General features: G+C 56.3%; 1 tRNA gene. It reads left to right on the forward strand.

Annotation, left to right across the window (positions count from 1 at the left end):
• The first annotated feature begins 95 nt into the window (after positions 1-95).
• Positions 96-171: transfer RNA gene (locus WH46_RS05405), tRNA-Asn, on the forward strand.
• The last annotated feature ends 35 nt before the right edge of the window (positions 172-206 follow it).

Below are 206 nucleotides of genomic sequence, written 5' to 3' on the forward strand. Positions count from 1 at the left end.
CCAGCGCCGATGGTACTTGGACCGCAGGGTCCTGGGAGAGTAGGACGTTGCCAAGCGAAAACAGCAAGACTTCCGCTCCTATGAGCGGGTACTATTCCCTGATAGCTCAGTTGGTAGAGCACTCGACTGTTAATCGAGTTGTCACAGGTTCGAGTCCTGTTCGGGGAGCCATATGGAGAGGTGTCCGAGTTGGCCGAAGGAGCACG

The organism is Paenibacillus dauci (assembly GCF_000971985.1).
GTDB lineage: Bacteria > Bacillota > Bacilli > Paenibacillales > Paenibacillaceae > Saccharibacillus > Saccharibacillus dauci.